12 protein-coding genes and 1 riboswitch are annotated in these 25,483 nt (G+C 57.8%); of the genes, 6 read left to right on the top strand and 6 right to left on the bottom strand.

Going from position 1 to position 25,483, the window contains the following annotated elements; all coding sequences use genetic code 11:
- Nucleotides 1-355 precede the first annotated feature (355 nt).
- The 3 genes from NLM27_RS44045 to metE all read right to left on the bottom strand — a co-directional run bounded on the left by NLM27_RS44045 (nucleotide 356) and on the right by metE (nucleotide 3,724).
- A complete protein-coding gene (locus NLM27_RS44045) occupies nucleotides 356-655 on the bottom strand; it encodes a transposase (RefSeq protein ID WP_375142323.1) in 300 nt (99 codons plus the stop codon).
- Nucleotides 561-968: a transposase gene (locus tag NLM27_RS44040; protein ID WP_375142270.1), complete on the bottom strand. Its 408-nt coding sequence runs from the start codon at nucleotides 966-968 to the stop codon at nucleotides 561-563. The genes NLM27_RS44045 and NLM27_RS44040 overlap by 95 nt, the downstream gene beginning before the upstream one ends.
- Before the next feature lie 431 nt (nucleotides 969-1,399).
- A complete protein-coding gene (gene metE, locus NLM27_RS25395; protein ID WP_254145931.1) occupies nucleotides 1,400-3,724 on the bottom strand; it encodes a 5-methyltetrahydropteroyltriglutamate--homocysteine S-methyltransferase in 2,325 nt (774 codons plus the stop codon).
- A gap of 102 nt (nucleotides 3,725-3,826) precedes the next feature.
- A riboswitch (cobalamin riboswitch) is annotated at nucleotides 3,827-4,019 on the bottom strand.
- Nucleotides 4,020-8,464: 4,445 nt separating this feature from the next.
- On the opposite strand from metE, the gene NLM27_RS25385 reads away from it, so the two are divergent.
- On the top strand, nucleotides 8,465-9,112 hold the full coding sequence (locus tag NLM27_RS25385; RefSeq protein WP_254145929.1) for an FkbM family methyltransferase: 648 nt from the start codon (nucleotides 8,465-8,467) through the stop codon (nucleotides 9,110-9,112).
- A 1,369-nt stretch (nucleotides 9,113-10,481) separates the two neighbouring features.
- On the opposite strand, the gene NLM27_RS25380 is transcribed toward NLM27_RS25385, so the two are convergent.
- The gene (locus tag NLM27_RS25380; RefSeq protein WP_254145928.1) at nucleotides 10,482-11,219 is read right to left on the bottom strand and encodes a carbonic anhydrase; all 738 of its coding nucleotides are present in this window, start codon (nucleotides 11,217-11,219) and stop codon (nucleotides 10,482-10,484) included.
- A 999-nt stretch (nucleotides 11,220-12,218) separates the two neighbouring features.
- Between NLM27_RS25380 and NLM27_RS25375 the strand changes: the two genes are divergently transcribed.
- Together NLM27_RS25375 and NLM27_RS25370 are read left to right on the top strand one after the other, a co-directional pair.
- A complete protein-coding gene (locus tag NLM27_RS25375; protein WP_254145927.1) occupies nucleotides 12,219-14,339 on the top strand; it encodes a prolyl oligopeptidase family protein in 2,121 nt (706 codons plus the stop codon).
- Nucleotides 14,340-14,681: 342 nt separating this feature from the next.
- A complete protein-coding gene (locus tag NLM27_RS25370) occupies nucleotides 14,682-15,191 on the top strand; it encodes a hypothetical protein (RefSeq protein ID WP_254145926.1) in 510 nt (169 codons plus the stop codon).
- 529 nt (nucleotides 15,192-15,720) lie between these two features.
- Here NLM27_RS25370 and groL read toward each other — a convergent pair.
- Nucleotides 15,721-17,370 (bottom strand): chaperonin GroEL, encoded by a 1,650-nt coding sequence (gene groL / locus NLM27_RS25365; RefSeq protein ID WP_254145925.1) that lies wholly within the window; start codon nucleotides 17,368-17,370, stop codon nucleotides 15,721-15,723.
- Nucleotides 17,371-17,455: 85 nt separating this feature from the next.
- Nucleotides 17,456-17,770 (bottom strand): co-chaperone GroES, encoded by a 315-nt coding sequence (gene groES, locus NLM27_RS25360; RefSeq protein WP_254145924.1) that lies wholly within the window; start codon nucleotides 17,768-17,770, stop codon nucleotides 17,456-17,458.
- Between the two features lie 1,789 nt (nucleotides 17,771-19,559).
- Here groES and NLM27_RS25355 point away from each other — a divergent pair.
- From NLM27_RS25355 to cysN, 3 genes are all read left to right on the top strand, one after another.
- Nucleotides 19,560-20,828: a sulfotransferase gene (locus NLM27_RS25355; protein WP_254145923.1), complete on the top strand. Its 1,269-nt coding sequence runs from the start codon at nucleotides 19,560-19,562 to the stop codon at nucleotides 20,826-20,828.
- 235 nt (nucleotides 20,829-21,063) lie between these two features.
- A complete protein-coding gene (gene cysD, locus NLM27_RS25350; RefSeq protein ID WP_254145922.1) occupies nucleotides 21,064-21,963 on the top strand; it encodes a sulfate adenylyltransferase subunit CysD in 900 nt (299 codons plus the stop codon).
- Nucleotides 21,963-23,843, top strand: coding sequence for a sulfate adenylyltransferase subunit CysN (gene cysN / locus NLM27_RS25345; RefSeq protein WP_254145921.1), 1,881 nt, complete (start codon nucleotides 21,963-21,965; stop codon nucleotides 23,841-23,843). The genes cysD and cysN overlap by 1 nt, the downstream gene beginning before the upstream one ends.
- Nucleotides 23,844-25,483: the final 1,640 nt, after the last annotated feature.

The raw sequence follows: 25,483 nt of genomic DNA, 5'->3' as shown, positions 1-25,483 counted from the left end.
TTCATTACAAGGCCAATTAGAGGACCTGCGCATGTGGTCGGCCTCCTGTTCAGGGTTCACACGATCCGCAACGGCTAATAGAATCCTGAAGACTCTGGGCGTGCGGACAGACGATGAGCCGCGTCATGATCCTGATCGAATTGGCCCCCGCCTAATTGAGGCCGATCCACAGCGATGCGCCTCATTGACGCTGCAAGAATACTCTCAGAACGCCTTCCGGGAAGCCCAGCCCGCGCTTGAACGATCGCAAATCAGACGTAACCCGCCTCGTACGTTAGGTTCATCTACGATTTGCGTTGGACACCATGTCCGTTCTGCCTGGCCGATCAAGCATAGGCACTTGGCGCATCATGCATCATGACGCAATCAAACAGTTGGGCTGTTTGTAGGCGTCGGCGTCGCGCGGAATGATGATCCTGCGGGTGCGGCTTGATGGGATCACCGCCGTGGCGCCGCTCTCCGCGATGGTCGCGCGCAGGGCGTTGCAGTCATAGTCTTTGTCGGCGAGCACGGCATCGCCGCTCTGGCCATCGAGCAGTGCGGGCGCCTGGGTGATGTTATTAACCTGTCCAACCGTGACGATGAAGCGCAGCGGATGGCCGAGCGCATCGGCCAGCATGTGGATCTTGGTCAGTCCGCCTCGGGAGCGCCCCAGCGCCCGATCTTTGGCCCCCTTTTCCGCTCGTCGCCTGCTGATGGGCACGAACGATGGTGCTGTCGATCATCAGATACTGGTTGTCATGACCGGGGGACAGAGCAGAGAACACGCGCTCCCAGACACCAGCATGGCACCAGCGGTTGAAGCGCTGATGCACCGTTCTCCACTTGCCGTACCGCTCCGGCAGGTCGCACCAGTGGGCGCCCGACCGCAAAACCCACAAACATCCGTTGACGAACGGACGGTTCTCCGCAGCTGACCGTCTCGATCGCCAGCTTCCCCAGGCAGAAGCGGCGAAATCCTCGCCCATTGCGCCTTGGTCAGCTCATATCGCCTCCATCATCCGCACCGTGTCGAATCACGGTGCTCTATGAATCAGCTATCAACCGATTGGGAATCCTGAATGTCGATCGGCCCTAGGCGGGAGCATCGTTGCCAGTGATGCGCAGCCGGCTAGCTATGATCCGACGGTCACCCTCAATGACGAGCGTCGCGTGTTCGTCAAAATCGGCGCCAGCGAGGAATTGCCGTCGCCGAGTTCGCGCCTCTGGTGTGCCGCGGCATTTGTAGTGCGAGACCAGCGTCGACCGCCGTCCTACCGCACGCCGCGGAAGGAGCTCGATGTCCGCCCCGTGACAAGATCCCGTTCACGTGAAGGCGTAGTGCTTTTCAGTCGGTCTAATGATCGCGAAGCGCCGGGTTTTTCTCGTGAACGGAAGGGTAAAGTTCGATCCGCAGAGATCAGGTTGCCGCTCGTAGCTCCCGGGCAGCTGCGACCATGTTAACCAAGGCCGGACGCACTTCCTCCCACTTTCGGGTTTTCAGGCCGCAATCGGGATTAATCCATAGTTGAGAGTCGGAGAGCTGTTGGCGCGCGAGCGTCAGGAGGTGTTTCATCTCGGCCGTATCAGGAACGCGCGGCGAATGGATGTCATAGACGCCCGGACCGATCTGATTTGGGTACTTGTAGCTCCTGAAGGCGTCCAGCAGTTCCATCTTCGATCGCGACGTCTCGATCGAAATGACGTCGGCATCCATATCCGCGATAGCATCAATGATGTCGTTAAATTCGGAATAACACATATGAGTATGAATCTGCGTTTCGTCTGCAACGACTGAAGAGCAAATGCGAAAGCTGTCTACGGCCCAATCGAGATAGCTTTTCCACTGTGACTTGCGCAGCGGCAATCCTTCACGCAACGCCGCCTCGTCTATCTGAATGATTTTTGCTCCGGCGTTCTGAAGGTCGGCCACCTCGTCCCGGATCGCGAGCGCGATCTGTACGCAAGCCTTGCTCCGGGGGATATCATCACGAACAAACGACCAGTTCAGAATGGTCACCGGCCCAGTTAACATTGCCTTCACCGGCTTCTCGGTCATCGACTGCGCATAGCGCCACCAGTCGACCGTCATCGGCCTCGGACGGGAGACGTCTCCAAACAGAATCGGCGGACGGACGTAGCGTGAGCCATAGGACTGAACCCAGCCGTGTTTCGTGAAGGCGAAGCCCGATAGCTTCTCACCGAAATACTGCACCATGTCATTTCGCTCGAACTCGCCATGCACGAGCACATCGAGCCCTATGTCGTCCTGCCATCTCACTGCACGCGCCGTTTCCGCTTTGAGAAACTGCTCGTACTGCGCGTCACTCAACGTTCCCTGCGCGTGGGACGCACGGGCACGACGAATCTCCGCAGTCTGCGGGAATGATCCAATCGTCGTCGTTGGGTACGCTGGGAAGGCGAATCGCGCGCGCTGAAGCTCGACACGCTCAGCGTACGGCCTGTCGCGGCGACGCATTGTTTGGCCAATCGTCGTCATACGTCGGGTGACATCGGCGTTGTGAATCTTAGACGACTTCTCGCGAGCCACGGCCGCCCGTTTGGAAGCCGCAAGGCGGCGAGATACATGGGCATGATTGCCGGCGAGCGCACTTCCCAATGTGGCCAGTTCCTTGATTTTCTGGACCGAGAACGACAGCCAACTCTTTACATCGAAATCGAGATCGCTTTCGAGCTCCAGGTCGACTGGGACATGAAGCAGCGAACATGAAGGAGCGATCTCGACGCGGTCATGACCCAGCTTTGCGATAGTGGGCGCCAGCTTGTTGAACAAGTCCGGCAGATTGGAGCGCCAGACATTTCGCCCATCAATGACTCCAAGTGAGAGAACGAGATCGCTCCGGGCTATGGCGGCGATGAGGCTCAACTGATCTGAGCCCCGAACCAGGTCGACGTGAACGCCAGCCACGGGCAAGGCCAAGGCTGTATCGAGATTGTCGCCGAGGCTCCCGAAATAGGTAGCCAGCATGATTTTGAGGCCGGGTACCTGCTTTGCGAAATGGGTATATGCCCGCCGCAATGAGCCGCGTGATGCTTCGTCTAGGTCAAGGACTAGGCAGGGCTCGTCGAGCTGAACCCATTCCGCACCTCGCGCGGCTAGTTCACGAAGGACATCGACATAGACCGGTAGAAGCTGGTCCAGCAGCAACAGTGGATTGAACGCTGGATCTGCGCTCTTGCCGAGTTTCAGGAAGGTGACGGGTCCAACCAGCACGGAGCGCGTCTGGTATCCAAGGCTCTTTGCCTCCTCGTATTCCTCAATCGGCTTACGCGAGGAAAGCTTGAAGGTTTGGTCCTTGCGAAGTTCCGGGACCATGTAATGGTAGTTGGTGTCGAACCACTTTGTCATTTCCTGCGCTGCCGCGCCGTGTCGATGATCGGCATGCCCACGATCTGCATATTCTTCTGCGCCGCGCGCCATGGCGAAGTAGGTCTTGAGTGACACCGGCCCTGCCACCCAACCGTAAACGTCGGGAATCGCGCCGACCATCACGCTGGTATCGAGCACATGGTCATAGAGCGAGAAGTCGTTCGAAGGAATGACGGTCGCGCCGAGCGACTTTTGCCGGGCCCAGTTGGCGAGACGAAGTCCGGCCGCAGCCTCCAAGAGCTGCGCTTCGCTTGACTTACCGGCCCAGTAGCTCTCAACCGCGAATTTGAGTTCGCGGCGCGGACCGATGCGCGGCATACCCAGCGTTGCAACGCGAACTGAAATGTTGGACATCGCTTCAACCCCATGTTTGGAGGCGAGGCGAAGGTGGATGCGCGCAGGTACAGGCCGCCGCAGTGGCAACTGCTTGACGCACCACCGGGACACCCCGCCCGTGGACGAAATCGTTGCCGGGGCAGGTCTCCTGGCTCGCGGATCATCGCTGCTGTCCGGCCTTCCCGAAGCCAACCGGCCTCAGTGACAATATTGGACAGCGGCTCGCCGCTTACAGTTGCGGGGGCAGCGCCGGCATCACACCGGCTTCCCTCTTAGCTCCGGATCAAGCGAGACCCAGAGAACCTCGGACGGAATCAACTTCCTGCAAAACAATCGTTTCGTCAACCCTTCAACATCGCGGCCGCATCCTCCTGGCCGATTGGACACACGCCAAATGGGGAGACATCTGATCCGAGCCGCAACGCATGGCCAAGCCTCGTGACGTCCGCCCGAGTGGATTGTAAATATCTGCCGACCATTTGTGCGCGCGCGGGCTTCACACGTCTCCGGTACCGTTTGCCATCGGCTGGCTGCTGGCGACCGCCAGATCATGGTCGCGAAGTGTGGTCATCGGAAACAGTGGGTGCGCAGGCAGAGGCGTCTGGTCTTCGACTTCGGAGTCTCGATCAATTCGGGGCGTCGCGACGCGGCTTATCCGACGAAGCCGTGGAGGACCTTTTAAAAGAGCGTTCCGGCGCGAATCTGAGGCGGCATGTGCCTGCTGGGCGATTTCATCTCACTTTGACGGAACGGCAATGAAGCCTGGCGCGCTCTGTCGGACTGGGGGCAGGGCGTTGTGGCGATCTCGTGTCGAAAAGCCGTGATGCTATCGAGAGCGTCGCGAAGTACACATAGCATTTGATCAGAACGCGACGGAATGTTGCGATCACTACGAGGGAGAGTGTTTGCGCCGAGCGCATCTCGGACGGAGTCGCGTTGCGGCAAACCAGATTATGTAAAGGTACGGAGCACCGGCGTCGCATTTGTTGCATGCACAGCGCCATAAAGAGTAAGTTGTAAATCGCGATCATTGGCGCGGCCGTGCGGAAGCAACGCGAACTGATGGCATCTTTGTTGGGAGCGAAGATCGAGAGTGGCTGTTCAAGTTCGCCAAAGAGTATGACGTGCTAGTGCGGCCGCCCAAAACTGGTAGCGTGCATGAAGTGGCGCGAGCCAGACCTAAGCCCAGAGTTCTAGTGCTCCGCAGCTTCCCGACAGAGCCTCGAGCGGGTCGCCGACGACGGCGAGGTTGGCGCCCTGGCTCACGACCGCGGAACTGACCGGTGATCAGACTTCCGCCGCTAGCTGGTCGCGCCCTCGGTTTGTGCCCTCCGACCGGAATTGGATGGTGAACCAGTCGCTTAATCGACCGTTTGCTGGCTACGTACGCACCTTCTTCCAAGAGGCGTGAAGCCTTGGCATCCGGAAAAGCGGCGCGTCGACCAACTCGGGCCTTGAGGCCGCTAGCAGTTTGGCAGCTTCACGGACATCCGGGCTGCAAGTTTTGAAGAGCATTTCAGTGAAAGAGCATCGCGACTGCCCGCCATATCCCAGCCCAGAGCAGCGCATTAAAAAGGAGCGCTGCAATCAGCCCGTAGTTCCAAACCCTCCTCGGTCGCGAATCATTGCCATGTGATCTGCAATAGGCGGTGTTGCGTTTGAGCGTCGGTTGTCTCATGGGGCAGCGTTCTTCCTACACTGATCAAGAGCCATGGCGACATATGCTGCTGAGTTGGCTCCAGCGAGACCTGCGTCGCATTGGCGGCTACGGTCATCATCGGCAATCGGCATGCCATGCGAAGAACGTCACAGCGCTGAGAAAAGCGGCGTCTGAGCCGGCCGGCAGAGTGATTTAGCTACGCCATTGTCGGGTTATCGACATAGACGTCCTAAGCCGGACATCACCGACACGAGAAGGCGTCCTTTCAAACAGAAGTATGCCTGCACGGCTTAGCTTCTCCTCATTCGCTGGGAGCTATCGGCCGAAAGGCGCTCAAGCAATGCGGCAATGTTTAAGGATGTTCTCGCAGCTTGATGGCGGCTGGGCGAGAAGTCTGCTGGTGAGACATTCCAGGAAGGTGTCCTCGAGCGCCAAAGGCTGCAGGACATTCTTGGTCAAGGCTCCGTAGCACGGCGCACTTGTTCAGCATCACATCAGTTGTCCCCCGTCAGGTATTCGAGCATCCTATTGCAAGCCCCCTCAGCCGTGGCGAACGTTCGGAAGGGCGAACCACCGATTTTTATGGCGCCACGGCTATCGCCAAGCGGTCGCCACGACGCCACATAGCCGGAACGTCCGTGAAAGCCGGGGCCGGTCGGGGTCGCATAGGTGATCACAAATGAGAAACTACGGCCAGTTGCGCTCCATACTTCCAGGTGCTCGACGGCTCGGTGAAATTGAAGGGTCATCGCCAGTCGTTCACCTGTAGTTGGGAGCTCCACGCCAGAATGAAATGGACCGTGTTGTGGGGCCGTAGAGATCGCCACTGCCGCCTCGGATATATCGGTAAGTGACGCTTGCGTCGTGCATCGGCGATCGCTGCAGGATAAGTCAACGTTCGAACTCAATCACACTCGACAGGTTAGTCGACGCTCCTGCGAGAATCGGGCCAGTTGCAGTATTGCCCCTCAAAGATATAGCCGCGCTCAATTTGAGCATGCCAAGCAAGTTACAGTCTGAGGCCGGGCGAACGCATCAACAGCCGGCTATACCCGGCCGAGCGTTGGCTATTAGAGCGATCAGTTGCGGTTAAACACTTCTTGTGAATACTCAACGCGCGGTCTTGTCACACTGCAGCGCGGTGCCGAAATCCAACGGCTTTACTACTGATCTGCGCGCAATCTTGCGCCACATTACTCTGGACACGGTTGGCGATCGGAGACGATAAACTTGGAGGGATGCGTTTCCAGAGCGACTCATGAGTTACTGCGCGGGGTCGCGACGAGTCGGTCGGACAAGAAGTTAAAGCTGAGGCGATCCTCCCTATCCTGGAAAGTCTCGCGTCAAGGCAGAGCAAATCTTCAAGGAGCTAGTGACTGTCTGCACAGACGATGGAAGCGCTCGTCGGCACCAAGCGTAAAATATTCGTGGCGCCACACAGATGACTTATTGTCACTGTTTCAGGCTCGGGGGGGCAGCGAGGGCATTCGAACGACCAACTTACATTGGGAGGCACGATCGATGAGCTATCATCGTGTTTGCGACCAAACTGGGTGAGGGGACCAGATAGGAGTTCCGTTGCTACCAATTACGTTGCCAGGTCTTGAATGGACCAGGGATGGTTAGCGACATAATGTAGCGTCTCTCTCTACTACTGAACCGGTAGGCGCTCGTCGGTCACGCTCATTGTATGACAAAAGCCCCATCAAGCTCACGCTGTCGTGCAGCAACTGGCACCTGACAGCAGGCGATGTGGCGCAAACGTGCAAGCACCGTCTCGGTGTGACGATGAGAGGCTTCGTGGAATGTGGAGAGAAGCCATCAGAGTTCGATAGACGTCATTGGAGTGGGTGATGATCGACATCAACCACTCTTAGCTGGTGGTTTAAGATGCGTCGGTATCCCGGGCGATAGTGCCTGAGTTTGGGGCTGAGGCGCAGCCGGAGCCTCTTGGTAAGATGGCGAATAACGTCATCTATGCGGGATTCAACGATATGCGCCGACCAAAGGAGCGAGTGTGCGATCGCAGATCATAGAAAAGCTTGAGACGGGGCGCATACGATCTGGCCGACTTGCGAGTGCTCCTGGATCAGGTCCTTGTGGCCATTTTCTTGTGCAAGGGCCCTGTGGCTGTAAGCTCAACATCACCGCACTGGTCCGCCCAGGCTGGGAGCATGTCTCCGTCTCGACGCCACGGCGTTGTCCAAATTGGGACGAGATGTGTTTCGTTAAGGACCTGTTTTGGGACGAAGAGGAATGTGTGATGCAGCTGCATCCGCCCCATTCGCAATACGTGAATAACAGTCGGTACTGCCTGCATCTTTGGAAGCCCATTAATCGGGATATTCCGATGCCGCCACCCGGCTTCGTAGGCATCGTTGGGTTGGGACCTTCCGAGGCAGCTATCTTGCTTGCACAGATGCAGGCGCGATCGTGATGTGCTGGAGAGATAATCCAGTGCGCAATTCTGCTTCGCGTAACACCTCCGCCAATCCATACGCAAAGCAAACGCTTTTGATGGAAGTACAGGCAGGCGTCGATTGGCTCGATGTCGCCGATTAGTCGGCACGTCGCCTTGCAATTGTGGCATTGCATTGGCCGCGGTTGGGCTGGCCTCACGTTCACGCGCCACTGACACATCATGCCTGTCGAGCTGCGGCTTCAGCATGCCGGTGATTGACCTTGATCGGGATAGATGGGGTGGATCGACCATTTGAGTTGCGCGCTGGCGGGTATCGTCGATAACGCCGCGCGGCCGTAGGAACAAATCGCCTTCTTGCGCGGCATCCGCGCCGGTGGGCAGGTTATGATGGCCTTTGTCGTACTGAGCACAGGCCTTCTGGTCAATGCGGTTGTCCGGCGCGTGAAATCGGTGCTGTCAATGACTTGATGTCACGATAGATAAATCGCCAGCGCGCAACTCGACCTTGGCTTCTCGAAAACAGGTGACGTAGCTACAAGGACCATGCTGGGCTGTCAGGCCGACATTGCGATCATATACGTTGATATAGACTATATACGTTGATATGCGTTGCATCGTGGCGCATCGCGTGTGATTCCGCTTTAGAAGAGGGAAGCTTCAGTGGATCACCGCGCCAATGGAAAAAGTCGACGAACATCAGCATATCCTTTCGCTGCTTCAGAAGCCAAATCCGGTTATCCTGGACATCGGTTGCAACGATGGAACGGACGCGAAACAGTTTCTCGAACTGTGTTCAGGCGCCCAACTATACTGCTTTGAGCCGGATCCCCGAGCGAGCGCTCGATTCAAGAAGAACATGGGTCCGTATCTCGACAAGGTCAATCTCTTCGAAATCGCGGTCAGCCATCGAAATGGGAAGGTGGATTTCCATCCAAGTAATGGAGAAGGAGATGCAAAAGAATGGGACCTCTCTGGCTCAATTCGCCGACCCAAAAACCATCTCACTGAATATGATTGGGTCCGCTTCGACAACCCCATCTCAGTTGAAACGCGAAGGCTGGACGACTGGTGCAGCGAAGCCGGGCTGCACAATATTGATTTGATCTGGATGGATGTGCAAGGAGCCGAGTCTGATGTCATCGCTGGAGGGACGCAGACGTTGAGCAACACGCGCTTCCTCTACACGGAATACAGCGACCGGGAGCTCTACGAAGGGCAGTTGTCCTTGCGAGCCATTCTCGATCTATTACCTCTCTTCGAAGTGGCGACTCACTATCCACGCGAAGTTGAGGGCGACGTCTTGCTCAAGAATAAGCGTTTTTGAGCGAAATTCCATCTCTGAATTGGTGCAGAAGTTTCGTCCTCTAACGTCTCGAGGCGTGACAGAAGGGCTGAAACTTGCTTGAGGCTGCCTTCTCTGATGGCGGCTTTATCGTGCTAGTGAAACGTTGCGCGGAACAATGACGACCCGCTCCAGCCATGGTGATAGCCCTTGCGCGGGCTTGCTAGACTGCTCCGACAGAGGTTCGATGATGCGCTCCCCTGGCGGTTTACTGCTGAGGGCGAAGGGATGGGTGGTACAGCCAAGCTGGCAATAGCCGGGCTGCTCAGCTGCGTCCTTTAACTCTTGCGGGAGTCTTTTGCGGCGCCGTAAGCCAACGAAGCGGAGCGACCCTTTCGCGAACTCGCCGCTGTAAGCCCAACCTGGAGAGCAGTTGCGGCGTCGACATAGGAAGCATCGTACCGCCAGTAAGCAAAAAAGGCCCGGCCTCATTTTCTGAGGCCGGGCTAAAGTCAGTCTGGAACGGAGCGATGCTGCTACACATCGCACCAAGCGTCGGCAAAGAGAGGGCTGCCAACGGCTTATTTGCGGTCAGGAGGTGCCGCAAATTCTAATGCCAAATCGACATTCGACTTAAATTTGGTATCGCCTCCATCGCTGCTGAAGACGAGAATAGCCTTCGCAATCGGCACACGCGACAAGGCGGGCAACTTGGTCAGTATTCGCTCGCGTGTCTGGCGCCGCGCAGACTACTCCTTAGCGTCAGGGCATGGCATGCTTCGCTGAGGATTTTCAGTTTTTGCGTCATATGCTTTCGAGTTCCGTCCAACGCCATCTCGCTTCGCATAGCCCGCTCTCCTCGATGTTCGCGACTTCGTTCAAGATTGTACAATGTGACGTTACGTGTGATTCAAGGCCTTTCGCGAGCGGCTGCACAAAATTACTAAACGTACTGGCGCTCAGAGTCGCCAAGATCGTCTGTAACTTCCTAGCTAATCTGTTCTGGAAGCTCGCGCGGTTTGCTTAGTCGACATGAACCTTCACACTATATCGAACCTTCTCGTTTGCTATACCAATGCCAGGTATATTCGGCGATCTTGAGCGAGACAGGGCCCTTTTGGCCAAGAACGGCATCAGATGGTCCGAGCGAACAGGCGACTTACCGGCAAGGTCTCCGATTGAAGAATTGTCGTGAGGGGCATGACGAGCTCTGCTCATCTGGATGGTACATCACGAGAACGGTCGTGCCGCGCTGACGACTGGCTGGCCCGTGCTCTAGGAAGCGGCCAGCCCTTCGTAACATTCTCGTCTAAAGCGATTTGTCAGGTCAATCCAATGGACGCTGCGCTATACATTGATTTCAGTTGGCTCGATATCTTGGCCACCTGCGGCGGCTCGACTTGCACGACCGTCAGCTCAGCAGATCGACTCTGCCGGTCTCGAGCCGATAAAGACCCCCGACCACCTTCAGCCTGTTCTGTTCGATTGCCATCTTCAGAAGCGGGGCTGCTGACATGAGCTTATAGACGTTCTCAGCCACATTTTGCCGGATCGCATTGGCGAGTGCATCCCCGCTCTCCTGCGAAGAAGCCTTTACCGCGGGCGCAAGTGCAGCAACGAGCGATGGAATGTGCCCGGGCAGAATAGTGTCATCCTCTAAGGATTCGATGGCGGCACCGATGGCGCCGCAGCGATCATGGCCGAGGACCAGGATTAGCGGCGTCTTCAGCACGTGCACCGCATATTCCATGCTGGCGATGGTCTCATCGTTGGCGCAATTGCCAGCCACGCGGCAAACGAACAGATCGCCAAGCCCGCTATTGAAAACATACTCAGGGACAATTCGTGAATCGGCGCAGGTTAGGACTGCCGCATATGGATTTTGACCGCCGACCAGAGCTTTGCGTTCGTGCCTGAAGTCGCCGCCACGCGCCACGCCTCGAACATAGCGCGTATTGCCTTCCATTAGTCGCTTCAGCGCAGCCTTTGGCGAGAGCAAGTTGCATGGTTTGGGCGGCGCTGTTGGGTCCGCCGCGCTCGCAATCTTGCCGCCAAGCAGTATGCCCGCCGCCGAAGCAGCGAACAGCATTAGAGAACGGCGGGATGGCGCCGTCGGACGACGCAGGAAGGGGAGGCAGTCTTCGCACATGTATTTCCTCTCAGCGCGCTTCGCAAGCGCGTTGCGTGACCTTCGGGCTCCGCCTCGCTGCAGAACCAGCGACTAACAAAATTGCGCTGCGCCAACCGAGTGACACAGGTAAGTGATCGAAGCGCTCGCCCTCGGACCAGTAGCACTCTCATCGAGCGTGGTTCCGAAACGGCTCCGATCAGAATCTGAAGGGTGGCCGCGACCTTCATCACGAATTTCAGACTACGTCCTGACGCAGCGTCAGGTTCAAGCGCTTTGTTCCCATTCGGGTCTTGCGCCGTATGCCAGGACACCGGTAGCCTCTCTCCAATGCAGTATTTGGCGGCATATTCGCAGCGCAGTTTCTGCCGAGTGCGGAACGAAGTTGGATAGCCAGAATGTATTCCGCCGATTCCCTTGACGAGCAGGACCTCACGACCACTGTCGCGGCGCGAGAGGCCCCCGGGGCAAGACCAATCTGGCCTAGGCACGCCGCATCATCCGCCAAGGTCAGTGAATAGCGAGCCCACAATAGGGCTCCGCTCCTGGTGAATAGCTAAAGCACGTTGGCCCTGATGCGGGAGAGAGAATGCACCCGCGAGATTGCACGAAATGATCATTGAGCCGGCGGAGTGCGAGCTTTTACCCGGAAATGTTTGCGACTGTATGGATGGCTGTTTCTGAATATGAGCCGTTCAACTGGGACAAGCCGAGAGTCCATTTGGCGCAATCACGGGCGAATTTGTAAAACAGAGCGGACAAACGTTGCCAAGTTCGGCAGAAGCGTAGAACTTGCGACAATACTGTCGGAGCCAACACCGCAGTGTCAGGTCTAAGCCGACCTGCTACAGCTGAGCTACGGGGGACCTTCAAATCTCTTACGGCACGCCGCTTGCTTCGATGCGGCCGGGCACGGTCCGGCGCGCATCTGTTGTCGTGACCGAATGCACATTGTCCGTTCGCTCTGGCCAGCTTCAAATTGCGCCAGCCGCACCGCTCAAGCAGTTCAGGATACGTTCTATGAAGCAGTCACTCCTCGCCGCCGCGTTGCTCTCAATGGCATGTTTGGGCGCTCCGGCGTTGCCCCAGAAGCGGGTCCCTACCACTGAGGTGGAGGATCCGTTCCTTTGGCTCGAGGAGATCGACGGACCACGCGCACTCGCTTGGGCGCGCGCCGAGAACGATAAAACGCTCGCAGCGCTCCAATCAGATCCCCGGTATCACCGATTCTATGAAGAGGCGCTGGGCATCCTTCAAGCCAAGGACCGGATCCCGTATGTTTCGTTGGAGCGGCAGGGGCTCGACAATTTTTGGCAGGACGAAAGCCACGTGCGAGGCATCTGGCGGCATACCACATTCAACAGCTATCGCAGCCCGGAGCCACACTGGGAGACTATTCTCAGCATTGACGAGCTGGCCGTCACGGAGAAGAAGAACTGGGTCTTCAAGGGCGTTAGCTGCCTGCCGCCCGAAGAGCGCCTCTGCCTCGTGGAGCTTTCTGACGGCGGAAAAGACGCCGTGTTCATTCGCGAGTTCGATCGGTATGCCAAGGCCTTCGTACCAACGGGGTTCGATCTTCCGGAGGGAAAGCAGAGCGTCAGCTGGGTCGACCGCGACACCATACTCATTGCGCGAGATTGGGGCGAAGGGACCATGACGCCGGGGGGCTATCCCTTCATCGTGAAGGAGCTCAAGCGCGCTCAGCCGCTCGTTCAAGCGCGCGAGGTGTTTCGTGGGGAGCCGAACGATGCGATGACGGCGCCATTCGTGCTGCGGGACAGTGAAGGCAAGATTCATGCGATCGGCGCCATGCGCGCCATCAGCTTCTTCGAGCAGGAGTATGTGCTCTTCGGGCCCGACGGACCGATCAAGCTTAACTTGCCAAAAAGGGCGAACATCGTTGGCATCGCCAGTGACCGCCTGATAGTGACGCTCGACGAAGACTGGGCGCCGTCCGGCAGCACCGACTTTGCTGCCGGATCGATTGTCTCGTATGACCTGGCCGAGTGGAAGCAGGATCCGCTGCGCGCGACGCCGTCGGTGGTCTTCCAGCCCGAGGCTCGGCATGCGCTCAGCGGGCTCGCGGTCACCAAGAACGTTTTGATCCTAACGATCCTTGACAATGTTCAAAGCAAGGCTTTCACCTATAGCTACGACCAGGGAACGTGGCGGGCCGCGCCGATCCCGCTCTCTGTCAACAAAAACGTCAGCCTGTCAGCCGCTCGCGCTGAAACGGACGAGGTGCTGTTCACGGTCTCCAGCTATCTCGTGCCGACTTCCCTCTGGCACTTTGACGCGGCAACCAAACGTCTCGAGATTCTGAAGACGACACCTCCTCGGTTCAACGCGTCCAGCCACGTTGTGGAGCAGTTCGAGGCAGCTTCGCTCGATGGGACTCGGATTCCCTACTTTCTGGTGCGTCCAAAGAACGCAACGCTCGGGGAGCCGATCCCAACCCTTCTCACCGGTTATGGTGGGTTTCAAGCTTCGCTCCTGCCATCGTATGCCGGAGCGATGGGGCGCCTCTGGCTTGAGCAGGGCAATGCATATGTTGTTGCAAACCTGCGCGGCGGCGGCGAGTTTGGACCGCGATGGCACAAGGCCGCCCAGGGGGCAACAAAGCAGCGGACGTGGGATGATTTCATCGCTGTTGCCGAGGACCTGATTCGCCGGAAGATCACCTCTCCGGGCCGGTTGGGCGTGATCGGCGGCAGCCAGGGAGGTCTGCTGGTAGGCACCGCAATTACTCAGCGACCCGACCTTTTCAACGCTGCGATCGTGGAGGTGCCGCTGCTCGACATGCTTCGGTTTACAAAGTTGGGCGCGGGCGCCTCCTACATCGGTGAATATGGTGATCCCGCCGTGACCGAGCAGCGCGGATGGCTGGAGGCCTACTCGCCTTATCAGAAACTGGCCCAGGGCAAAAACTACCCGGTACCTTTCATTCTCACCTCCACAAAGGATGATCGCGTGCACCCGGCGCACGGCCGCAAGGCAGCCGCCAGGCTTGCTGCCCTCGGCCAGCCGTATTTCTACTTTGAGAATTTCGAGGGCGGACACAGCGCGGGCGCCAATCTCTTGGAACAGGCTCGCCGGCTGGCACTCGAATACACTTATGCATCCAAGAGGCTTGTGGATTGAGTAATGTCGGCGGGGCAGTTCGTTCAGGCCGCGCAGCTGGTGGCCTGTCAGCATCAGCGCGTTTGAGCGGGGCAGATCACGGAGCGGTCCTGCTTGTACCCTAAAGAATGACGAAACTTGAAGCGAGCGAGGTTCACGTAACGGCAGATTATCGCGATTTCATTTTCGCAGTGATAGCCCCATCTCGGGCTAACTTGCGCTCTATGACTCCATCCAGTTATTCGCAAGTCCGCGTGAGCTCTGACGGCGGCAAGAGCTCTCCTCAAAGGAGCTTTCGCGGGATTCGGGACGACATGGAGCGGAAATCGGCTAGCCTTCAGTGGTGAAGACGCAGCCTGAGGCATGAAGCTGGCGCTTTCCCAGCAGCAAGGCTCTGAGGGTAAACGCGATCTCCCGCCGATCCACCAACGCTGGTTCCGAATACGGCTGCTTGTAGGAGCCGTGTTCCGCATCATCAGCCGCAAAGAATGCGTGCGCCTTGCGCTCCCATTGAGGGGAAAGAAAATGGCAGAGCAGATTCAATCGCACGCGGTAGTGTGGATCGAGAACCCTATCGCCAAGATATTCTTCATAGGACTAACAGGCGTTGGCGCCGCGACCGTGCGCGCTCATAAAGTGTGTACGATTGGAGCTTCCGGCGTGAATGACGATTCAACTTTTCTCGTCAGGGTAGGTAGCGCCCTGAGTAGCTGTACCGATCTGCTGATCGTCGGACCGGAGACCGAAAAGACCAAGCTGACGCACTTTCTGAGAACGAACAGGCGCGACCTCACCATCCGCCTTGAGACAAGCCATCCCTCGACCGACCGGGAAATCGTAGCGCTTGGGCGAAAGCGCTTCCGGCTCGATTGAGCTCTTCTGATTGTCGACCGTGCAACAGATCGGCTCAAATAGAAGAGATGAGGATCGTTTTCACGAAAGACCACCACCCAGTACATGCGCATCCGTTTAGCTCGGTCAGTAAGCGCCGGTGCAGATGGTGATTCTGCAGTTGGCGGACGATCGCTGGCTTGCTTTGCTCCTAGCGCCGTCCAACCTCTGGCCAATAGTGCTGTTAGCCGGCTCCGCGTACGGTTGCCGATTGCGCAGAGGCGATAGGACGATGCGACATTTTCGCTTGGCGGTTCTCATTGCGCCTGGATACGCTCAGTTCGTAATCATTCCAGTGAGATTCGCATTGCCTGCGATGCTGCTTGTTCCACGACCGCAAGCCCGGGATCTCTTAGGGCGCTCGGGTTGATCCGAGGTTCCAGCGCCACGGCAGCTGCTGATCGTCATATCCGGGAGCACTAGCGCACCAGAACCGCGATGTGGACAAGAGCTCTGCGCCGAAGAGAAGACCCCGGCATTTGCTGCCGGGGTCCCATTTTGAGATAGCTGGTCAGAAGTCCATGCCGCCCATGCCCCCCATGCCGCCGCCCGGCGGCATGGCGGGGATGGCCCCGTTCTTCTTCGGCAGCTCGGCGACCATGGCTTCCGTGGTGATCAGGAGCGCGGCAACCGAGGCAGCGTTCTGGATCGCGGTGCGCACGACCTTAGTCGGATCAATGATGCCCTTCGTAACCAAATTGCCATACTCGCCGGTTTGCGAGTCGAAACCGTAGGCGTATTGCTCTTTCTCCAGGATCTTGCCAACGATCACCGAGCCGTCTTCACCGGCGTTGATCGCGATCTGGCGAGCGGGAGCCGACAGCGCCTTGCGCACGATCTCGACGCCGGTCTTCTGGTCCTCGTTCTTGGTGCGCAGGCCCTTGAGCTGCTCGGAGGCACGGAGCAGGGCGACGCCGCCGCCCGGGACAATGCCTTCTTCCACGGCCGCGCGGGTCGCATGCATCGCGTCATCAACGCGATCCTTGCGCTCCTTCACCTCGACCTCGGTCGCGCCGCCGACGCGGATCACCGCGACGCCGCCCGCGAGCTTGGCGAGACGCTCCTGGAGCTTCTCACGGTCGTAGTCCGAGGTGGTTTCCTCGATCTGCGCCTTGATCTGGGCCACGCGCGCCTCGATGTCGGCCTTCTTGCCGGCGCCGTTGACGATCGTGGTGTTCTCCTTGTCGATCATCACCTTCTTGGCGCGGCCGAGCATGTTGAGCGTGACGTTCTCGAGCTTGATGCCGAGATCTTCCGAGATCGCCTGGCCGCCGGTCAGGATCGCGATGTCCTGCAGCATGGCCTTGCGGCGATCGCCGAAGCCCGGAGCCTTGACGGCCGCAACCTTGAGGCCGCCGCGCAGACGGTTCACGACGAGGGTCGCGAGGGCTTCGCCTTCGACGTCCTCGGCGACGATGACCAGCGGCTTGCCGGTTTGCACCACGGCCTCGAGCAACGGCAGCAGCTCGTTCAGCGAGGAGAGCTTCTTCTCGTTGATGAGGATGTAGGCGTCCTCCATCTCAACGCGCATCTTGTCGGCGTTGGTGACGAAGTACGGCGAGATGTAGCCGCGGTCGAACTGCATGCCCTCGACGACGTCGAGCTCGGTCTCGAGCGACTTGGCTTCCTCGACGGTGATGACACCCTCGTTGCCGACCTTCTTCATGGCGTCGGAGAGGAACTTGCCGATCTCGGCGTCGCCATTGGCGGAGATGGTGCCGACCTGGGCGATCTCGTCGTTGGACGTGACCTTCTTGGAGTTATTCTGGAGGTCCGCAACCACGGCCTCGACAGCGAGGTCGATACCGCGCTTGAGGTCCATCGGGTTCATGCCGGCGGCGACCGACTTGGCGCCCTCGCGGACAATCGCAGCAGCGAGCACCGTGGCGGTGGTGGTGCCGTCACCAGCCGCGTCAGCGGACTTGGAAGCGACTTCGCGCACCATCTGGGCGCCCATGTTCTCGAACTTGTCGTCGAGCTCGATCTCCTTGGCGACGGTGACGCCGTCCTTGGTGATGCGGGGAGCGCCGAACGACTTGTCGAGCACGACGTTGCGGCCCTTCGGGCCGAGGGTGACCTTCACGGCATTGGCGAGGATGTCCACGCCGCGCAGCATCTTGTCGCGGGCGTCCACGCCGAACTTAACTTCTTTGGCAGACATGTGAGTTTTCCTGAGTGTTTTACTTGGTCTCACCCATGTCGGCGCGCGGCATGCGCTCCTCAGGATGAGTCCTGCGAGCGGTGATTTAGGCGGCCTTCTTCTTGGCGAACGGATCCGTGAGAACGCCCAAGATGTCGCTCTCCTTCATGATCAACAGCTCCTCACCGTCGATCTTGACCTCAGTGCCTGACCACTTCCCGAACAGGATGCGATCGCCGACCTGGACGTCGATCGGGACCAGCTTGCCGGACTCATCGCGGCCACCCGGGCCCACGGCGATGACTTCGCCCTGTGAAGGCTTTTCCTTCGCAGTGTCCGGAATGATAATGCCGCCAGCGGTCTTTTCTTCTGCGTCGATGCGCTTGACCACGACGCGGTCGTGAAGCGGACGGAATTCCATGCAGATCTCTCCTAAGCATTTACACAAATTGAGGATTTCCCGATTGTTAGCAATCGGAGCCAGTGAGTGCCAATCTTGGCGCACCTGAGATAGGACTGATTTGTTGGGGAACAAGTGCTTGTAGGAGGAAAATCCTGACTCACCGCGATGCTGTAGTCCGCTCCGGGCCAGATCACCTCGCGAGCTTGCGGCCGAGTGCCCGACGCTATTCTCAGTGAGCTCTGTCTCTCGACCCAATATCGCTTTCCAATTCGAACTCTTTCCGCCTTGCCTTGCAACCATGATCTCAAAGCGAATGGTAAAGCAGTGCCGGTCTGGCGTAGTTTCGAATGATCAGGTGAGTCGCCCTGGCGCGAGCGAGCGGTTTGGGCATTCTGCGCCGAGATTGGGGTTGCCCTTCTTGGATCGATGATCCGCTAGCCCTCGCACCCGATCCGCTAGGTTCGCGCCAGAATGCCTCTGCCCGCATTGCGGCGGACTGGCGCTGGAGCAAATCGACAGCAGCGTATTTCCTCTCACAATAGCCCCCTTCATACGATCGCGCCGGGTAGCGCCCACAAGCGGAAAGCGGCTCCCCTTGAGTTGCCGTCGCGCCGCCCGTGCGGATTCGGCCTCGGAATAAATCGGCTGAAAACCTTCTTGGATTGCTACCTCGATCAGAGGCGCGAAGATCGCAGCGGCAACTCGGAGGTCGTACTTGACGGAGAGATAGTGGGGCTTGGCATCGCAAGCGCTGTTCTGCCAAGCTACGCCCATCTGAATGGTGCCGCAAAAATGCGACAGGGTGTGCTCGAGCTTGCCAAGTTGAGCGAGCGCCACGTCTCAGCGCTTAGGTCACGGCGACGAGAAAGCCGAATGTCGGGCCAAGTTCGCCCTCGGCCTTCGCCGAGCTGTATGCCCGCATCAAAACGCGGCAATGTTCTTTCAGCGCCTCCTGCTCGGCATTGGAGGCGACTTCCTTCTGCTGCCAGCTTGGGCGTAGCGCTTGAAGTAAACTGCGCTTCGCCGCGTGCGAATGATGCCCTCTGCTCGAAAGGGGAGCGATGGGAAACTCTCGGCAAAAGGGCGCAAAGTTTTAAGCCCAAGGCGGATTGGCCGGTCCATTCCAGCTTTGGCTTCCGCCTCCTTAGCCCAGCCGAGCACGACGACGAGACTTCTACGAGGGTGGCGCAGGTCCAGCGCAAAGCTGAGCGAGACCACATCACGTTTCTTCCAGCTACGGTCAATCACCGCATATCATTGCCGGCACGGAAGGTGAGGGCACACGCGCTGAGCGCATCGCGTTGGACTGTTGACCGGCCGGGCATGCGCAGACCGCCAATGAGCCTGTTCCGCTTCATGGCATCGAGACGTGACCTGCCGTTCGACCGGAATAAGTATTCGGCATCAGGCATGGGTGCGAAGCTCTTGGCTCTCCACTGTGGATACAACTTAGAAATTTGACAAAGAGCTGCGCCCCAGACGCGATAAGTGCCTCGCCTGGCGATAAACGTTAGTATAGTCTTTTCAACCCTTCCCATATCAGCTGTTTATCTTCGTACGATTGAGCTCACCTTCGACTTTGTCTCACGTCTGCTAGGGGCCGCGGGGGGCCAATTGGAGTGTTAAAAGCTCCGGATCCTGTCATATGGATCGAATTCGATAGGTCTTAGACGATGAGCAAGCGACATCCTTCCCACAAGATGCTGCGCAAGGGGTCAATGCTGATAGAACCGCAGCGCTGCCGTTACTTTGTTCGAGCGACGACGACGCCGATGGCCGCTCAGCTTGTGCACGCTTAGGAGGACACATGGTCGACATTACTAATCATTCGCCCGCAGTATGCTTTCTCCTCGGCCTTCCGCGCTCCGGGACGACACTCCTCGCCCATTTGCTGCAGCAACATCCGGATATCACAGCTCCCCCTGAGCCCTGGCTGATGCTGGCACTAAACGAATTGGGCAGGGTAGACCACCGTCACCCGGCAGGCGCATCAATGATCAAGACCGCGACCTCTGAATTCTTGGCTCGTATAGATCGTACGATCGTCAGCCGCGCTTTTGCCAATGCGGCGTACGGCCAATACTTGGCAGCGGCGCGCAAGCGTATCGTCATAGATAAGACGCCGCGCTATTGGATGGTACTTGAGTTTCTGGAAACTCTCTATCCAAAGGCACCACACATCCTTCTGATGCGCAATCCCTATGCTATTGCCGCCTCCCTGAAATCGACGTGGGGGATCCCTCTCCAAGCAGAACCCTCCTATTCCATCAGCATATCGTCTCTCGCCGATCTCCTGATCCGTTTACCCGACAGCATTGCATCTGCGCTTGCTGATCTGGTCCTGGGTCTTCCTAAACTTGCAGCGCACCGGGCTCGACCGCACACCCAGCTAGTGCAGTACGAGCGCCTTGTCGCGCAACCCGAGGCGGAAGTCTGCCGCGTGATCGCCGGCCTCGGTTGTGATCCAACAATCTCCGCGCCAGCCACGACTGAGGAAACCGAGTATCTTCAATCAAGTAGCTTCGGAGATCGGAAGATCCTGGATAGACAGGCGGTTGATGAACGCTCTGTCCAAACCTGGCAAAAACAACTGAGCATCGAAGAGATGCAAACAGTTACCGATCTAATCGGCGCCGATCTGTTGGTGGAGCTCGGATATGAGCAAGAACTACGACAGGCACAGCAAGCTGGAGTTGTGGACAAAGGGCGAGAGGTAACCGAACTTTATCGTCGGATCTTTGAAATTTGGTGGAATTTGCGCTGCTCTGACGGAGGAGCAACGCGCCTGGACTCATCCAGCGCTGCGGCACCAACCCATAGTGTCCGCCAGCCGACTGAGAGCTCTTACCGCAGCTCTGAGCTCCCGAAAAATGCGGAGGCGCAACATTTGTCCGGGTCCGAAACTGAGGACGGTGTGCCATTGGCAACGCGGGCTCTATTGAGCCAAGCGCTGTTGGCCTCGGAGGATGATCGTGCCGCGCAGCTGGACGCTATGCGTGATCGCGATGCCGTTATTGAGACGCTGCGAAAAGAGATCGCGCGGCTTGAGGTCGCTCTCAACGATGGCGTGCCATGACTTGCAGTGTGGAGCAAAAGCCCTGCTCTCACTGTACTAGTCTGCTATTGAACAGAATCAGGGTAGCAGAAGCTTTCGAGCCTAGCTGCGCGACCAGCCTTCGAGTGGCATATGACTCTGTGCATTGCTGCTCGCCGCACGTTTGCGCCGACGGAAACGCTATTCAGCCGCCTGGTAACCGGCCGAATCAAGGCGGCACCCTTAGTCGATAGAGAGCCTTCATCGGAAAGAACTTATGCTGCCGATACATCTGCGCCGCCTCGAAGCTGAATCAATCGAAATCATGCGAGAAGTAGTCGCCGAGTTCAATAAGCCGGTCATGCTCTATTCGATCGGAAAAGACTCGAGCGTTATGCTTCACATTGCAATCAAGGCCTTCTTTCCCGCTAGGTTGCCGTTCCCATTGCTGCACGTGGACACAACCTGGAAGTTTCGCGAGATGATCGCATTTCGGGATCAGACGGCCAAGCGGCTTGGCGTGGAGCTGATCGTGCACGTGAATAACGAAGGCATCGAACGGGGGGTGAACCCGGTCGATTCGGGGGCAACACTTCACACTCAAGTGATGAAGACAGACGCCCTGAAGCAAGCGCTCGATTTCCATCAGTTTGATGCGGCCTTCGGCGGAGCGCGACGTGACGAGGAAAAGAGTCGCGCGAAAGAACGGATCTTCTCCCTTCGTTCGACCGGGCATGCCTGGGATCCCCGTAACCAGCGGCCGGAGCTTTGGAATCTTTTCAACACCCGAATTCGGCAGGGCGAAACTATGCGTGTGTTCGCAATGTCGAATTGGACCGAGCTCGACATCTGGGAATACGCCATGATCGAGCAGATCCCGGTTGTGCCTCTGTACTTTGCAAAACAAAGACCCGTCGTACGACGAAGCGGCGCAACGATCATGGTGGACGACGAAAGATTTCCGCTTGAGCCCAATGAAACACCTCAGATGAGGATGGTCCGCTTCCGCACTCTGGGATGCTATCCTCTGAGCGGAGCCATCGATTCCAACGCGACCACGATCCAGGAAGTCGTAGAGGAAATGCGGAATGCGACGGTATCTGAGCGCCAAGGACGCTTGATTGATACCGATGAAGCCGCTTCGATGGAGAAGAAAAAGCGAGAAGGTTACTTTTAATGACTTTCATAGCGACGAATCTGGTTGGGGCCGGAACAAAGGACCAGATGCGATTCATCACCTGCGGCTCCGTGGATGACGGGAAGTCGACACTGATCGGCCGGCTGTTGCATGACAGCAAGATGATCTGCGAAGATCAGCTCACGACGCTGGAACGGGACAGCGCTAGACACGGCACCACGGGCACCGACATTGATTTCGCGCTGCTCGTCGATGGGCTTGAAGCTGAACGAGAACAGGGTATCACGATCGATGTGGCCTACCGGTTCTTTAGCACCGGGCGACGCTCGTTCATTGTGGCCGACACTCCCGGCCACGAGCAATACACTCGTAACATGGCAACTGGTGCCTCGAAGGCCGAGCTCGCCATCATCCTGATCGATGCTCGAAAGGGCGTGCTGGTCCAAACCAAGCGCCACTCCTTCATCTGTTCCCTGCTGGGCATTCGTCATGTCGTGCTAGCTGTGAACAAGATCGATCTCGTCGATTACCAGAAGAAGAGTTTTGATCAGACAGTTGACCAATATTTGACCTTTGCGGCCGGTCTCGGCTTCGCCTCTATCGTTCCGATCCCGATCTCCGCCCGTTACGGCGACAATCTTGTCAGCCGTTCAGATCATACCGGGTGGTATACTGGTCCTTGCCTGCTCGACCATTTGAACAACATCGATATCCGACCCGACGCGGCTACTGCGTTCCGTTTTCCGGTCCAGTGGGTGAACCGGCCCAACCAGGATTTCCGCGGTTATGCCGGCTCTGTGGCTTCTGGAAGCATCTCGGCAGGCGAGGAGATCGTTGTCGCGGCCTCCGGGCAAACTACACGAATCAAGCGGATCGTGACCCAAAAGGCTGATCTTCCCAGCGCCGAGGCTGGCGATGCTGTCACCATCACCTTGGAGGACGAGATCGACATCAGTCGCGGCGATCTTCTGGCGCGCCCGAACGAGCGTCCGAAGGTCGCCACCCAGTTCACCGCCCATCTAATCTGGATGGACAAGGACCCACTCGTTCCCGGCCGCAATTATATCCTGCGTGTTGGATCACAGACCAAAACCGGCAGCATCACCGCAATCGAGCACCGGATCGACGTCAACACACGTAAGCACGTGGCGGCGAGAAGGCTTAATCTAAACGAGATCGGTTTTTGCAACGTGGCGACCGCACTGCCCGTGGCGTTCGATCCTTTCGATATCAATCCGAAGACGGGATCACTTATCGTTATCGATCCCTATACGAATCGCACGGTCGGAGCCGGCATGATCGCCTTTGGGCTGCGGCGGACGACCAACATCGCTTTGCAATCGCTGTTGGTAGATAAAAGGCAACGTGCCGCACTCAAGAACCAGAGGCCTTGCGTCATCTGGTTCACCGGGCTGTCTGGCGCGGGCAAATCAACCATTGCCAACATCGTCGATCAAAAGCTGTTTGCAATGTCGTGCCACACCATGATGTTGGACGGAGATAACCTCCGGCACGGACTAAATCGGGATCTTGGTTTCTCCGAGGCCGACCGCGCTGAAAATATTCGGCGTGTCGGCGAGGTCGCCAAGTTGATGGCGGACAGCGGGTTGATCGTAATTTGCTCGTTCATCGCGCCCTACAGGGCTGAACGCGACCTGATACGCAATCTGTTTGATGAGGGGGAGTTCATCGAAGTGTTTGTCGACACGCCACTCGAAGAATGCGCCCGGCGGGATCCCAAGGGTCTATATTCCAAGGTGAATTCCGGTGGGATCAAGGGCTTCACCGGAATCGATGCGCCATACGAAAGGCCGATAAGGCCTGAACTGCAACTCAGGACTGTGGGACAAGAGCCCGAGCAGCTAGCGGATACGGTTCTCGATCTCTTGGTGGCGCGCGGGGTCGTTGGCGATCACTAGCGTGCCCTTCTCCCATGCCTCATTGCAGCTGCGTTCCAGTGAAAGGCGATCGGCAGACGCTTAGCGGAGCAGGGGCGCATTGAAGTCTCTGGGGTCGATACAGGGCAGCCAACATGACGGCTGGCAGTGCGACGCGCCGCCAACAGTGCCGATGCGGGATTGCCGCCGAATCTCTCTCGCGCTGAATTGTCACGCCTCCGTTCAATCAGGCGACGTGAGCCAGATCCAAGCCGCTTCGGGAAGGAAAGACAACGCGGGGTTTCATGTGCGACGCGCAGCAAACCCTTCCAAACGGAAGCCAGATGCGACCAGCATGTGCTGCAAGGGAGCCAGCCGCGAGCGGAACGGCTCAGAGGTGCCATCCGTCGCCACAGCGCGCAGACTCATGAGATCCGGTCGTTCCGAAACGCGCGACCCGAATCTACAGTTAGCCATATAAGCCCGCTTGGGGCCTCGTTGCAGAACCGTTTCGCGCGAAACCAGATTGGGACTGCGGATTGTTCAGCGTGAGATGGACGCGGTGATGTGGCCGATAGGCGAGCCACGCTTTCAAGCTGATTCGTGCGTGGCGCCGGTATCATTGGCGATGGGGATGTCCAGGCGTTCAGAAGCTGGGGTCGACTATTCGGAAGCTTCAAGAGCTCAAATGTCGGTAGCGCCTGTAGCCTTTGGCGCGGCAGAGCGAGAGCATGCCGCAGATGAAATTCTCGTATGCCGGGCACCATCGGGCAGATGGGCTGCTCGCGATCGTGCCGAACCTGACGTTTCTCATCGATACCGATCACAAGTGCTAGGTTTGGCTGGATAGTAGGGCCGCCGATAGCGCGTATCCAATCGATAAACAGCGGTTCGCTCGACGCCTTGAATGCTACGGTGCGGCTGCAAGTCGAACGGCGCCCACATTCGGTATATCATGGTGGAAGAACCGCTTTCCGTCGAGCGGACCGAGCAGTGTTTCGCGTCGGCTAGCGTCGTTCGTTGTCCGCCGGGCAGCCTGATCGTCGTCGATGGTGCAAGGCCGGACAGGGCGGGTCGTCAAGCAGGCCATCACAGCGATCCTTTAAGAATTGCCGGCGCCATTGTCTACGGCGTGTTCATCGAAGGCAGGTTCGCCAGCCGCGGGCTTGTTTGGCAGCTTCCGTACACAGCAAAGTCGCGCTGCACCGCTCGGGTAGCCGCTAAGCCCGCTCGTCGATCGCATTCCGCCACAAGCTTTCTCTTCAGAGGCCCGATGTCATTTGTCCTCTAGACGCTTGGGGTCGTCTTACCTTTGGAGTTTCATGACAGTCATCTTGGAAATCGTACACAGACGGAAGCCGCCCCGAATTAAATGCGACACAGCTGCGTTGTCCGAAAAAAATATCTCGGCTAGCGATCTGAGAGGGTTGAATCGAACCTTACGTCAAGTTGTAAGATATCAAAATAGGAGGTGACGGGCTTCGGCACTAGAAGCCTTCCAAACGAGTGACAAAGAGTGCGAACGTCCGAGGCGCAAGCGCCATGACTCCGGTCATCAGCGACTATCGTGAAGTTGGATGTGTCTGGGGCGCTATCAATGCGCGTCCGACAGACGCCCTTCTCACTGTGGATGGTTGATTACACGTAAGCAGACTGGCGGACTGCCGACGACGCGAGTGCTG

Source organism: Bradyrhizobium sp. CCGB12 (assembly GCF_024199845.1).
Classification (GTDB): domain Bacteria; phylum Pseudomonadota; class Alphaproteobacteria; order Rhizobiales; family Xanthobacteraceae; genus Bradyrhizobium.
This window is presented reverse-complemented; position numbering and strand designations above follow the sequence as displayed.